At 67.2% G+C, this 13,891-nt stretch carries 8 protein-coding genes; 3 read left to right on the top strand and 5 right to left on the bottom strand.

Annotation, left to right across the window (positions count from 1 at the left end; all coding sequences use genetic code 11):
• Positions 1-76: 76 nt before the first annotated feature.
• Together AC3ITM_RS05380 and AC3ITM_RS05375 are read left to right on the top strand one after the other, a co-directional pair.
• Positions 77-2,107, top strand: coding sequence for a glycoside hydrolase family 97 protein (locus tag AC3ITM_RS05380; protein WP_489268971.1), 2,031 nt, complete (start codon positions 77-79; stop codon positions 2,105-2,107).
• A gap of 332 nt (positions 2,108-2,439) precedes the next feature.
• Positions 2,440-5,193, top strand: coding sequence for a TonB-dependent receptor (locus AC3ITM_RS05375; protein WP_489268969.1), 2,754 nt, complete (start codon positions 2,440-2,442; stop codon positions 5,191-5,193).
• 324 nt (positions 5,194-5,517) lie between these two features.
• On the opposite strand, the gene AC3ITM_RS05370 is transcribed toward AC3ITM_RS05375, so the two are convergent.
• Positions 5,518-6,432, bottom strand: coding sequence for an IS110 family RNA-guided transposase (locus tag AC3ITM_RS05370; RefSeq protein WP_489266115.1), 915 nt, complete (start codon positions 6,430-6,432; stop codon positions 5,518-5,520).
• An 849-nt stretch (positions 6,433-7,281) separates the two neighbouring features.
• Positions 7,282-8,895 (bottom strand): alpha-glucosidase, encoded by a 1,614-nt coding sequence (locus AC3ITM_RS05365; RefSeq protein WP_489268968.1) that lies wholly within the window; start codon positions 8,893-8,895, stop codon positions 7,282-7,284.
• Between the two features lie 279 nt (positions 8,896-9,174).
• Between AC3ITM_RS05365 and AC3ITM_RS05360 the strand changes: the two genes are divergently transcribed.
• Entirely contained in the window at positions 9,175-10,173 is a 999-nt protein-coding gene (locus tag AC3ITM_RS05360) for a polyprenyl synthetase family protein (RefSeq protein WP_489268966.1), read from the top strand.
• Positions 10,174-10,239: 66 nt separating this feature from the next.
• Here AC3ITM_RS05360 and AC3ITM_RS05355 read toward each other — a convergent pair whose 3' ends face one another.
• The 3 genes from AC3ITM_RS05355 to murL all read right to left on the bottom strand — a co-directional run bounded on the left by AC3ITM_RS05355 (position 10,240) and on the right by murL (position 13,866).
• Positions 10,240-11,034, bottom strand: a complete 795-nt coding sequence (locus AC3ITM_RS05355) for a dienelactone hydrolase family protein (protein ID WP_489268965.1) — start codon at positions 11,032-11,034, stop codon at positions 10,240-10,242.
• An 89-nt stretch (positions 11,035-11,123) separates the two neighbouring features.
• On the bottom strand, positions 11,124-12,533 hold the full coding sequence (gene murD, locus AC3ITM_RS05350) for a UDP-N-acetylmuramoyl-L-alanine--D-glutamate ligase (RefSeq protein ID WP_489268963.1): 1,410 nt from the start codon (positions 12,531-12,533) through the stop codon (positions 11,124-11,126).
• Positions 12,514-13,866, bottom strand: coding sequence for a UDP-N-acetyl-alpha-D-muramoyl-L-alanyl-L-glutamate epimerase (murL, locus tag AC3ITM_RS05345; RefSeq protein WP_489268962.1), 1,353 nt, complete (start codon positions 13,864-13,866; stop codon positions 12,514-12,516). The genes murD and murL overlap by 20 nt, the downstream gene beginning before the upstream one ends.
• Positions 13,867-13,891: the final 25 nt, after the last annotated feature.

Here is a 13,891-nt window from a genome sequence, read left to right as displayed (position 1 = left end):
GCTATAGTCCAGCCATGTCCGGGCCGCCTTGGGAGGGGAAATGCCGACGACGCCGCAACATCTTCATGCGTGCAGCATGCGCCGTCGCCTGCCCTGGCTGGCGCTGTCGCTGCTGCTCGCCGCCGCCGGCGCCTGGGCCGAACCGCTCACCGTGGCCAGCGTGGAATCGCCCGGCAAGGTGCTGCGGGTGTCGCTGCAGCTGGATGGGGGCAACCCCAGCTACCGGGTCGAACGCCTGGGTGACACCGTGGTGGCCGAATCCAGGCTGGGCTTCCAGCTGCGCGACGGGCGCCTGGACCGCGACCTGGCCGTGCTCGGGCAGACCGCGCGCAGCGTCGATGAAACCTGGGAACAACCGTGGGGCGAACGCCGCTTCGTGCGCAACCACTACAACGAGGTGGTGGTGCAGCTGGGCGAACGCAGCGGCGCCGGGCGCCGCATCGACGTGGTGCTGCGCGTGTTCGACGATGGCCTGGGCCTGCGCTACCACTTCCCGCAGCAGCCGGGCATGGACGAGGCGATCATCGACGAGGAACTGACCGAATTTGCGATCGCGCCCGCCGCCACCGCGTGGTGGATTCCGGCCGGGGAAGCGATCCACTACGAATACCTGTACCGGCGCACGCCGCTGGACCAGGTACCGCTGGTGCACACCCCGATCACCCTGCGCAGCGGCGACGGGCTGCACGTGGCCATCCATGAAGCGGCGCTGGTCGACTACGCCGGCATGTGGCTGCGCCGCACCGACGGCCAGCGCCTGCGCGCGCAGCTGTCGCTGGCGGCCGAAGGCTGGAAGGTGCGCCGCAGCCTGCCCTTCGATACCCCTTGGCGTACCCTGCAGATCAGCGATCGCGCCGGCGGGCTGGTCGAATCGGACCTGATCCTCAATCTCAACGAACCCAATGCGCTGGGCGATGTGGGCTGGGTCAAACCGTCCAAGTACCTGGGCGTGTGGTGGTCGATGCACCTGGACCGGGAAAGCTGGGCCACCGGACCCAGGCATGCGGCCACCACCGCCAAGACCAGGAAGGTGATCGATTTTGCCGCCGCACACGGCTTCCGCGGGGTGCTGGTGGAGGGCTGGAACCCCGGCTGGGACGGCAACTGGGTGGGCAACGGTTACGACTTCGATTTCACCCGGCCCACCGCCGATTTCGACATCCAGGCGCTGTCGGCCTATGGCGCCAGGAAAGGTGTGCACCTGATCGGCCACCACGAAACCGGCTGCGCGATCGAACACTACGAAGACCAGCTCGACGCCGCGCTGGACCTGTATGCGCGGCTGGGCGTGGATGCGTTCAAGAGCGGCTACGTCTGCGATGACGGCCAGGTGGACCGGCGCAATCCGGCCGGCGGCGCATTGTGGCGCGAGTGGCACGACGGCCAGTTCATGGCCCGCCACCACCTGAAGGTAGTGCAGGAAGCCGCCAAACGGCACATCGCGGTCAACCCGCACGAGCCGATCAAGGACACCGGGCTGCGCCGCACCTACCCGAACTGGATCTCGCGCGAAGGTGCGCGAGGCATGGAATACAACGCCTGGGGCCAGCCGCCGAACCCGCCCGAGCACGAGGTCAACCTGGTGTTCACCCGGATGCTGGCCGGGCCGATGGACTACACCCCCGGCATCCTCAGCCTCAAGGGCCGTGGCGGCCAACCCATTCCCAGCACGCTGGCCCGCCAGCTGGCGCTGTACGTGGCCATCTACAGCCCGATCCAGATGGCCGCCGACCTGCCCGAACACTACCTGCAGCACCGCGAAGCGTTCCGCTTCATCAAGGATGTGGCGGTGGACTGGGACGACTCGCGCGTGCTCAACGGGGAAGTGGGCGACCATGTGACCCTCGTGCGCAAGGACCGCCACAGCCGCGACTGGTTCCTGGGCAGCATCACCGACGAGCACGGCCGGGTGCTGCCGGTATCGCTGGGTTTCCTGGAACCGGGCGTGCGCTACCGCGCCGAGATCTACCGCGATGGCGACGGCGCCGATTTCCGCAGCAACCCGTTCGCGTTCGTGCGTGAAACCCGCGAGGTGACCAGCGCCGATGCGCTCACCCTGGTGCTGGCACCCGGCGGTGGCCAGGCCATCCGTTTCGTTCCGCTGTAATTGCCCCGGCGCAATACAACGCACCGACCGTTAGCGCGTCTGGAGGAAAGCCCCCTGAGTCAGGGGGTGGTGCCGAAGGCACGGGGGTATGGGTGTTGGTGAGACAGGGGTCTGCGGTTCGCGAAGCGAATCGTGGAGCGGCAGCGCGAATGCGCCGACGCACCTGTAACCGCTTACAGCCGCTGAAACCCCATTGAATACGTATGCAGGATCCGTCGCACGGCGAATGCGCTGCCTACCATAGCCACGCAGTCAACGGCCACCGCGCCATGACGCTCCCGGTTCTCCGGGCAACCAAAAAAACGATTGGCAACATTGCCTGGGAGGGGAAAATGTTGAACCGCAAGCGCAGCGCGCTGAGTCTGGCGCTGGCCGTCGCCCTGACGCCGTTGATGGCGTCGGCGCAGACCGCCGAACCGAACACCACCACGCCGGCCGGCACCGCGGCCACCAACCTGGACACCGTGCAGGTCACCGGCATCCGTCGCGGCATCGAGAACGCCATTGCGATCAAGCAGGACGCCACCTCGGTGGTCGAAGTGATCTCGGCCGAGGACATCGGCAAGCTGCCCGATGTGAGCATCGCCGAATCGCTGGGCCGCCTGCCCGGCCTGGCCGCCCAGCGCGTGGCCGGGCGTGCCCAGGTGATCAGCGTGCGCGGCCTGTCGCCGGATTTCGCCACCACCCTGCTCAACGGGCGTGAGGTGGTCAGCACCGGCGACAACCGCAGCGTCGAGTTCGACCAGTACCCCTCGGAACTGGTCAACGGCGTGACCGTGTACAAGACCCCCGACGCCGCCCTGGTCGGCCAGGGCCTGTCGGGCACCATCGACATGCAGACCGTGCGCCCGCTGAGCTTTGCCGAGCGCGTGATCGCCATCAGCGGCCGCTACCAGAAGAGCTCGCTGGGCAAGGCCGCCAACGTCGATCCGTATGGCAACCGTTTCAGCGCCAGCTACATCGACCAGTTCTTCGACAACACCCTGGGCATCGCGGTCGGCTACGCGCACAGCGACATGCCGATCCAGGAAAACCAGGTGGGCCTGTACGAGCCTTGGACCACCGAGCATACCGACAACGGCGACCGCCCCGGGCTGGCCCCGGGCACGGTGTTCTCCGACGGCATCAAGGCGCTGCGCCGCACCGGCAACAACAAGCGCGACGGGGTGATGGCCACCGTGCAGTTCCGCCCGTCCAACGTGTGGACCAGCACCCTGGATGCGTTCCATACCGAAGCCGAGCAGATCGACACGGCCAACCAGTTCGAACTCAACCTGAGCAACTACAACGGCAACTACACCCCCGGCCTGCTGATCAGCAACCCGCAGGTGAACGCCGACGGCAGCTTCGCCGGCGGTGTGGCCAGCGGCGTGTACCCGCTGGTGCGCGGCATGTACAACACGCGCAAGGACAAGATCGACGCGTTCGGCTGGAACAACGAGTTCAACTTCGAGCGGGTCAAGGTCGTGGCCGACGTGAACTACTCCAAGGCCACCCGCGATGAGCTGAACCTGGAGAACAACCTGCAGCTGACCCCGATGCCGCAGCTGGATACGGTCGGCGTGGTGGTCAAGCCGAACGGCTTCTCGCAGATCCGCCCGGGCCTGGACTATTCCAACCCCGACGCGCTGTTCCTGACCAACACCATCTACGGCTCCGGCTACGGCAAGGTCCCGCAGGTCGAAGACCGCCTGAAGGGCGCCCGCCTGCAGGCCACCTTCGCCCTGCCCGAATCGCTGAAGTGGTTCGCCGACGTGGACGTGGGCGTGAACTACGCCGACCGCCGCAAGCAGAAGACCCAGCCTGAAGGCAGCATCCTGCTCGGCGCGCAGGGCGATGCCAACATCGCCGGCGACCTGCAGTACCGCCCGGTCAATCTCGGCTTTGCCGGGCTGGGTTACATCCCGGCCTGGAACGTGCCGGCCGCGGTGGACCGCTACATGGTGTTCGCGCCCACCGATGAGCTGTCCTACCTGGTGTCCAAGGCATGGACCGTACAGGAGAAGATCACCACCGCCTGGCTGCGCGCGAACATCAACACCGACATCGGCGCGGTGGGCGTGCGCGGCAATATCGGCGTGCAGATGCAGCACACCGACCAGAGTTCGCAGTCCAATTACTGGGATGGCTCGCAGCCGGCCGGCAGCAATGTGCGTCCGTTCAGCGGTGGCAGGACCTACAACGACTGGCTGCCCAGCATGAACCTGGTGTTCATGTTCCCGCACCAGCAGACGCTGCGTTTCGCCGCGGCCAAGCAGGTGGCACGGCCGCGGGTGGACCAGATGCGCTCGGCGCTGGAGTTCGGCGTGGACACGGCTACCGGCAAGCCGGGCGCCAGTGGCGGCAACCCGCTGCTGGATCCATGGCGTGCCACTGCGCTGGACCTGTCCTATGAGAAGTACTTCGGCGAAAAGGCCTATGTGGCCGCCGCGCTGTTCTACAAGCAGCTGAAGACCTACATCTACACCCAGTCCCAGGACAACTACGACTTCTCGCAGTTCGTCGCCGACTATGTGCCGCCGGTAGGTTCGCCGCCGGCAGTGACCACCGGCACCTTCACCGCCCCTGAAAACGGCAAGGGTGGTTCGCTGCGCGGCCTGGAGCTCACCGCGTCGTTCCCGCTGGACATGTTCACGCCGGCATTGCGCGGTTTCGGCGTACAGGCCAGCGCCACGTTCAACGACAGCGATGTCAGCATCCGCGATCCTGAAAGCGCCTCCTCGGTCGGTGATGGGCCGATCAGCCTGCCGGGCCTGTCCAAGCGCGTGTACAACCTCACCGCGTACTACGAGCGCAGCGGTTTCGAGGCACGGGTGAGCCAGCGCCGGCGGTCGGACTTCATCGGCGAGATCGGCAACTTCAACGGCAACCGCACGCTGCGCTATGTGGTGGGCGAGAACGTCACCGACGCGCAGATCAGCTACACCTTCGCCGACAGCAGCAGCCTGCACGGGTTGACCCTGCTGCTGCAGGGAAGCAACCTGACCAACGAGCCGTACCGCACCTACGCCGGCAGCAAGGACCGCCCGCTGGAGTACATGGAATGGGGCCGTACCTACATGCTGGGCGTGAACTACAAGTTCTGATCCAGCCAGGGTGGAAACCACGGAAACCCGCTGCGCGAGCAGCGGGTTTTTGCTTGCCCGGCATGCATGATCGACGAATTCCGGGTATCGCCAAGCGCGAAAAGGTTCTTCGCCAATTTTCGGGTAGGCGGCGAACTACAGACTCAGATCAAAGGCAATGACCGACATATACGCTGATTGGGTTGGCGCGGGCGGGTTGGCGGGACACGCCGTGAATCCGTCCATGGAGCAACTGTGTTGCCGGGGAGCTTCCCCGTGCCCGGCGCGCAGGCACGGTAGTGCCGGCCGCTGGCCGGCAGCCTTTTGAGGCCCTACGGGCGCGCGTCAGGCGGGGATCGATCCGCTTTGGGCGTCGCGCACGCGGGCGTTGAGGATCACCAGCATCTTCCGCATCACCGCCACGATGGCCACTTTGCCTTCCTTGCCGCGAGCTCGCAGCGACTGATAAAAGTCGCGCAATCGCGGTTCATGCCGCATGGCCGACATGCTGGCCATATAAAGCACCTGACGGATCTCGGCTCTGCCGCCATGGATGCTTCGTTTCCCACGTATCGTCCCGCTGTCGTGGGACATCGGCGCCACCCCAACCAGACTGGCGATGGCCTTGCCGCTGATCTTGCCCAGCTCGGGCAGATAACTGGCCAGTACCGCCTGCAGCCCTGGACCGACGCCTTTCATCGACTTCAGCACAGCCAGTTGAGGCTGCTGAGAGACCTGCTCGGCAATCTGCTTTCCCAGTCGTTCAACCAGCGTATGCAGGCGTGTGATATTGGTCTGCAGCAGCTGGCGCAATTCACGATTGCCCACCATTTCCTGTTGCTGCCGCGCGACGGTTAGCGCGTGCATCGCCTGTCGACGTGCGCACACGAATTCCCGCATCTTCTGCTGCCAAGGCTCCAGCGGCTGATAGGAAGGCAGTTTCACCAAGGCAGCCATCTGCGCCAATGCATAGGCGTCCAAACGGTCGGTCTTGGCCACCTGGCCAAGGCCTTGGGCCAGTTTTCGGGCCCGCAGGGCATTGGCCCGGACCACCGGATGACCTGCCTTGTGCAGGAAGTCCAGCACGGGCTGCTCGTAGCCGCCGGTGGCCTCCAGCACGATCTGGATCGCCGGGTGTTTCCTCAGCCAAGCGTCCAATTCAGCAAAGCCAGAGCGGGTATTGCTGACCCGCAGGGTCTCCCCGTCCGTCGTGCCAACATCAAGCTGGCGCTTGCTGACATCAATCCCGATCCCGTTCATCGCCCGACTCCGTATAGTCTGGAAGGGTCGAGAGCTCCCCCGCTTGCCCAGTCTTATCACTGCGAGTGTCAGCTCCAGCAACTGTTCGGGCGGATCAAGGGAGATTCCGGCGTGGGCGCCAAGCTCCATGACGATCGTCGAGATCCAGGCTTGCACGGCGGCCCACGCCGGCTCTCGACGCCTACGCTGCCAGATTCCGAACAGATAAGGCTTGGCGAAAACATCCATGTTTTCGACAGTCCCGCCAACCCACCCGCGCCAACCCTCCACACATGGCTGGCACGCATGGAAAAGCGTAGATCCGAGCCACGCTCGGACAGCGTGATGCCGGAACGAAGCGTGTCCGACCACGGGTCGGACCTACCTGCAATAGGTTGCCAGGAATTGGAGCAGCTGGACTGACCGCTGGTTGGACGCTGTTGCCGTTGCCGTTGCCGTTGCTGGTGATCCTGACCTTGATCTACCTCCCCCTTGGAGCGAGCCGAGCATCGCAGCGGCGGCAAGGGCGAAGAGGTGCGGGTGTCTGAGCGCAGCGAGTTCCGCACCGTCCCTTGCCGACGCGAGAAGCGCAGGGCACCGGCGGGCAACGCCCGACGGCGAGCGGACGGGGCGTGCTTTCTTTTGGTTACTTTTCTTTGCACGAGCAAAGAAAAGTGACTCGCGCCCCGGAGGGGCACGAAACGCTTTTGAAGTTATCCGCGAAGCGGAAACAGCAACCGCGCCCGGACAACGGTGGCATGTCCACCCAATGCCCCAGCACTTGACGGGTTGTAGCCCCGCACATCGGCGAAGAACCAAAAAAAGGGCGAGGCCATCGGCCCCGCCCACTCAATACCACCGGAAATCGTTTCAGCCCTGGCGCGCGCAGTACATTGATTGCGCCGGCAACACCAGCTCAGCACCCTCGGCGTGGCCCACGTCCGGGCCCGGCACGTGCAGCGCCTGCCAACTGCCTTCGGGCAAGGCCACGCGCACCTCGTCGGCGGACAGGTTAAACGCCAGCAGCAGCGTCTCCCCCGCATGCCGGCGCTGGAACATCAGCACCGGCTCGGCCGTGGCCAGGAATGCGATGTCGCCCACCAGCAGCGTCGGCACGGTCCGCCGCCAGCCCAGGAACCGGCGGAACGCGTTCAACACCGAGTGCGGATCGTGTTCCTGCACCGCCACCGCCGCGGCAACGTGCTCGGCCGGGATCGGCAACCATGGCTGGCCGGTGGTGAACCCGGCCAGCGGCGCGTCGATCCACGGCATCGGCGTGCGGCAGCCGTCGCGGCCCTTGAAGTTCGGCCAGAAGGTGATCCCGTACGGATCCTGCAGCGCCTCGAACGGCACCTCGGCCTCGCCCAGCCCCAGCTCTTCGCCCTGGTACAGGCAGATCGAACCACGCAGCGAGCACAGCAGCGCCACCAGCAGGCGCGCCAGCCGCGGTTGCGCCGGGTGCCCGCCCCAACGGGTCACCGCGCGCTCCACATCGTGGTTGGAGATCGCCCAGCACGGCCAGCCGTCGGCCATGGCCGCTTCCAGCCGCGACACCGTGTCGCGGATGTACCCGGCGCTGAAATCCTTCACCAGCAGCTCGAAGCTGTAGCCCATGTGCAACCGGCCCGGCGCGGTGTACTCGGCCGTGGTCGCCAGCGAATCCTCGGCCGAGATCTCGCCCAGGCTGACCGTTCCCGGATACTCGTCCAGCAGCCCGCGCAAGCGCTCGATGAAGCCGATGTTCTCCGGCTGGGTGTTGTTGTAGTAGTGGTACTGGTAGGCGTAGGGGTTGTCCGCGCTGAAACCGCGGCCCACCCGCTGGTCCAGCGGCTTGGCCGGGTTGTCGCGCAACTGCGCATCGTGGAAACAGAAGTTGATCGAATCCAGGCGGAAACCATCCACCCCACGGTCCAGCCAGAAACGCACATAGTCCAGCGTGGCCTCCTGCACCGCTGGATTGTGGAAATCCAGGTCCGGCTGGTCGGCCAGGAAATTGTGCAGGAAATACTGCTCGCGGCGCGGCTCCCACTGCCAGGCCACGCCACCGAAGATCGACATCCAGTTGTTGGGCGGCGTGCCGTCCTCGCGCGGATCGGCCCATACGTACCAGTCGGCCTTGGGGTTGGTGCGGTCCTGTCGGCTTTCGCGGAACCAGGCGTGGTCGATCGAGGTATGGCTGAACACCTGGTCGATCATCACCTTCAGACCCAGCGCATGCGCCCTGGCCAGCAGGCGGTCGAAATCGGCCAGGCTGCCGAACAGCGGGTCGACATCGCGGTGATCGGCGATGTCGTAGCCGAAATCGGCCATCGGCGATGTGAAGAACGGCGAGATCCAGATCGCGTCCACGCCCAGCGCAGCCACGTAGTCCAGGCGGTCGATGATGCCGGGCAGGTCGCCTACCCCGTCGCCATTGGCGTCGAGGAAACTGCGCGGGTAGATCTGGTAGATGACGGCACCACGCCACCATGGAGTCTGCGACATTCAGGGCCCCCTCCGGGCTTGCACGGCGCCTGCAAGGGCGCCACAACGTACCCGGCAAGCTTAGCGGGGCGCCTGCGGGGATGGCGCCGGGTGCATACGTATTCACCGCAGGCAGCTGTGCCGGCGGGGCGGCGGCGACCGGTGGCGGCATCCCGGCCATGGCCCGATCCGCCCGCCGGGCCGGCCCCGGGCCGGTAGGGCCAGCGCCGCCGCATCGCCTGGCGGGCGGAATACGACGGCACCGCCTATAATTCCCGCCAAGCCTGAAAGTCAGACCGCATGACCATCACCGAAGACACCCGCCCCGCGCTGGGCCTGCCCCAGATCCAGACGCTAGCCGCGCCCGACATGGCCGCCGTCGATGCGCTGATTCGCCGCCGTCTGTCCTCCGATGTCGTGCTGATCAACCAGATCGCCGACCACATCATCTCCGCCGGCGGCAAACGCCTGCGGCCGATGCTGGTCATGCTGGCCGGCCACGCGGTCGGCCAGGCCGGCCCGGAACACCACCAGCTGGCGGCAATCATCGAGTTCATCCATACCTCGACCCTGCTGCACGACGATGTGGTCGACGAATCCAGCCTGCGGCGCGGCCGCAGCACCGCCAATGCGTTGTGGGGCAATGCCCCCAGCGTGCTGGTCGGCGATTTCCTGTACTCGCGCAGTTTCCAGCTGATGGTCGAACTGGACCGCATGCCGGTGATGCGGATCCTGGCCGACACCACCAACCGCATCGCCGAGGGCGAAGTACTGCAGCTGTTGCACGTGCACAACCCCGATACCGACGAGGCGGCCTACCTGCGCGTGATCGAGCGCAAGACCGCGGTGCTGTTCGCCGCCGGCACCCGCCTGGGCGCACTGGCCAGCGGCGTGGACGAAGCTGCCCAGCAGGCCTTGTACGACTACGGCATGGCGCTGGGCTACGCCTTCCAGATCGCCGACGACGTGCTGGACTACTCGGCCAACGCCGAAGAGCTGGGCAAGAACCTGGGCGACGACCTGGCCGAAGGCAAGGCCACCCTGCCGCTGATCCACGCGATGGCGCACACCGATGCCGGCACCCGCGAGCGCCTGCGGCAGATCGTGCGCAACGGCGACGCCGAGGCCATGCCCGAAGTACTGGCCGCCATCCACGCCACCGGCGGGCTGGAATACAGCCGCGCCCGCGCGGTGGAATACGCCGATGCCGCCGAGCGCGCGCTTGACGGCCTGGCCGACAACGATGCGGTGGCCGCCCTGCGCGGGCTGGCCCGCTACGCGGTACAGCGCTCGCATTGACGGCAGGGCGTGCCGACCAACGGTCGGCACCTACCCGTATCCCGGTAGTGCCGGCCGCTGGCCGGCTCAACGCTTCTCGAACCGCTCCTCGAAGAACTCGTCCAGCGCCTTCCACGCGCGCTTGGCCGCGCGTTCGTTGTACAGGCAGCCCGGCGGACTGTTGGCGTCGCTTTCTGCAAAGCAGTGCACCGCGCCGCTGTAATTGGTGAACTCCCAATCAACCTTGGCCGCGTTCATTTCCTGCTCGAAGCCGGCGATGTCCTGCTTGCTCACGCCCTTGTCGTCGGCACCATTGAGCACCAGCACCGCCGGATGGCTGCCACCGGCCACGGCCGGCAACGGCGAGCCCAGCCCACCGTGCAGGCTGACCACGCCGGCCAGCGGCGCACCGGCGCGGGCCAGCTCCAGCACGGTGGTGCCACCGAAGCAGAACCCGACCGCACCGATCCGGCTGACATCCAGTGGCGCCTTGCCTGCCTGGGCCTTGAGCACCTCCACCGCCTTCAGCGCGCGTGCCCGCAGCACCGGGCGCTGGTTGCGCAGCGCGGTGGCCACCGGCCCGGCCTCGGCGTCGGTCTTCGGGCGCACGCCCTTGCCGTACATATCGGCCACCAGCACCACGTAGTCGTCGCCGGCCAGCTGCTTGGCCTTGGCGATCGCCGATTCGTTGACGCCCTTCCAGTTGGGCACCATCACCAGGCCCGGGCGCTTGTCGTTGTCGCCATCGTCGTAGACCAGCACCCCGCTGAAGGTGGTGCCGTCCAGCGTCCACTCCACCGGCTGGGTCTTCATCGCCGCCATTGCCGGCAGCGCCACCATGCCCAACAGCACGGCCGCACCCCACTGCCATCGCTTGTTCATGCACCTGCTCCTGCCCGAAAGAAGCCCGAGTGTATGCCCGCCGGCGTAGCGCCACCGCGACAGCCGCGGCACGGGCCACCGCGACCGTGTCAGGCGATCCCGATCCCCGGGATCGCGGTGATCGTGTCCGGGTCGAACCCGGCCAGTTCGGCGAAATGCCGGCCGCGGGCCACGTAGTCGCGGTACACCCCGTAGCTGGGCGCCCCCGGCGACAACAGCACCACCCCGCCCTGCCCGCCCAATGCGGCGCGGGCCAGTTGCATCGCCTGGCCCAGGTCGGCCGCCGCGTGCAGGCCGAACCGGCCGGCATCGGCCAGCGGCTGCAGCAGCGCATGGATGCGCGGGCCATTGGCGCCCATCGTGACGATTTCCACCGGCGGCGCATCGTGGGCCATGTGCTGCACGAAATCGTGCCAGTCCAGGCCGCGGTCATGGCCGCCGACCAGCAGCGCGATGCGCTGGCCGGCAAAACACTCCAGCGCGGCCAGGCTGGCATGCGGGGTGGTGCTGATCGAATCGTTGACGAAGGTCAGCCCGTCGCGCGTGCCGACCGCCTGCAGGCGGTTGGGCAACGGGCGGAAATCCTGCACCGCCGGGGCCAGCGCCACCGCGTCCAGGCCCAGCGCCTCGATCGCGGCCAGCACCGCGCACAGGTTGCCGCGGTTGTGCCGGCCCGGCAGGGGGGTATGCGCGGTATCGAACACCGCCCGCTCGCCGCGGTGGACCACCTCGCCGCGCATATACCAGCCCTGCGGCTGGTTGAACCAGATCACCGCGCTGCGCGGCAGCACCAGCCCGGCCAGGTGCGGGTCGGCGGCATTGAGCACGGCGATGCGCGGCGCAGCGTCGGTGACCAGGCGCAGTTTGTCTTCGATGTAGCGTGCTTGGCTGCCGTGCCAGTCCAGGTGTTCGGGAAACAGGTTGAGCACGATCGCCACCTGTGGGTGGGCGCCGCTGCGCGCCACCTCGCCGGTCTGGTAGCTGGACAGCTCCACCGCCCAGTACCGCGGCGCCGGCTGCGGATCCAGCACTTCCAGCAACGGCAGGCCGATGTTGCCGATCAGCCCGGTGCGCGCGCCCGAGGCACGCAGCAGGTGGGCCAGCAGGGCGGTGGTGGTGCTTTTGCCCTTGGTGCCGGTCACGCACACCGTGTCGCGCACCGTGCCGTCGGCATCGGCATGCTCGGCGAACCACAGCGCGCTGCCGCCGATGAACTGCGTGCCCGCCGCCGATGCGTGCAGCGCCGCCTCGCCATAGGGGCTGATGCCCGGCGACTTGATGACCACCTCGAAGCCGGCCAGCGCCTCGCCGGAGACATCGGTCCGCACGGTCAACGCCCCGCCGGTGTCCTCGCCGGCCGCGGCCGCTTCAGCTTCCGGGCAGAACAGGGTCAGTGCCAGCGACGGCAGCCGCTGCTGAAGGACGCGGTACGCTGCGCGCCCTTCGCGCCCCCATCCCCACAGCGCAACCCGCCTGCCCTCAAGCTGCGAAATTCGCACGCAGGCGCTCCCAGATCGCCGCCGGGATGCGGTGCTCGCCTTCCAGCGCCAGCAACGGCGTGATGGTCAGTTCAGCCGCGTCCAGCTGCGGCTGGATCTGCTCGGCGAAGCGCTTCACCAGCGCATCCTCGCTCCACTCCGGGCGGCCGGCCAGGGTGGCCATCGCCGCGCGCGATTCGCGGCCTTCGCCGACGCATTCGAACGGTTTGTGGTCCTGGAACTCCAGCAGCGCGTCAAAGCCGGCGGCCTGGTCGGCATCGTCGAGCAGGTTGCGGCCGAAGATGCCGACCAGGCGCGGCTTGGGCATGAACGGGGCCAGCGCCAGGAACACGAAGTGGCACTTCGGGCACACCCCGCACCAGCGGTTGACCGGGCGTTCGCCGAGGATGTGGAAGTTGCGGTTGCAGCTGGAGAAATGCGCGTCGTAGAAGTCGCTGCGGGCGAACTGGCGCGCCACCGCCAGCTCCGACAGCGGGCGCAGCAGCGAGTAGTAGTGCAGGTCGGCGGCGACATGCCGCTGCAGGTGCTCGCCGAACGCCTGTTCGAACGCCCAGCCCTTGGACCACTGGTGGTTGACCTCGCCGGTGCCGGGAATCTGGCTGCCATAGCTGGCCGAGCGCTCGTTGGAGAACACCACCTGGTCCACGCCCTGCAGCAGCGCGGCCAGCACCATGATCGCCGAATTGATCGCGGTGACCGGAATATGCCCGTTCCAGGCGCCCTGGCGGTTCAACTCGAACAGTTCCGGGGCCAGGCTGCGGCCGATGTTGAGGATAGGCAGGCCGGTGCGTTCGGCGCAGGCGCGGATCAGCTGCGAACCGCCGATCCAGGTCACCGTTTCGGCGATGCCCAGCCCGCGCAGGGCTTCGATGCTGACCAGCGAGTCCTTGCCGCCGCCAATGGCCACCAGCGCGTGTTCGCGCAGGCCCAGCGCCGGCGCGGCGAACGCCGGCGCGTCGGCCGGCAGGCGGAACCGCCCGCGCAGGTTCAGGCCGTTGCGGTAGGCGAACTCGCCCAGCCCGTTGAGGTACACCGTTTCCACCAGCGCGGCGGTGGCCGCATCGATGCTGTAGCTGTCGATGCGCACCTGGCCGGGCACGCCGGCCTTGTAATAGCTCACCCCGGCAATCAGGTGCAGCAGGCGCAACGCACGCTGCACCGCCTCGGCGCGGGTACCGTCCAGCGCGAACGGGGCGCCGGGAATGGTTACCGTCTCGGTCATTTCCGGGCCGTCGTCGAAGGCATAGACCAGCTGCGCCACGCCGGTATCGGCGGCGAAATCGCAGCGCACGAAGCGGAAAACGGCAACCTGGTGTTTATCGAAAGCAGTCATGGTGTATCCGGTTCACAGGGCGGCC

The sequence above is a fragment of the Stenotrophomonas sp. KH_029 genome, from assembly GCF_057839765.1.
Note: the sequence above shows the minus strand (reverse complement) of the source record. Positions and strands in the feature narration are given on the sequence as shown.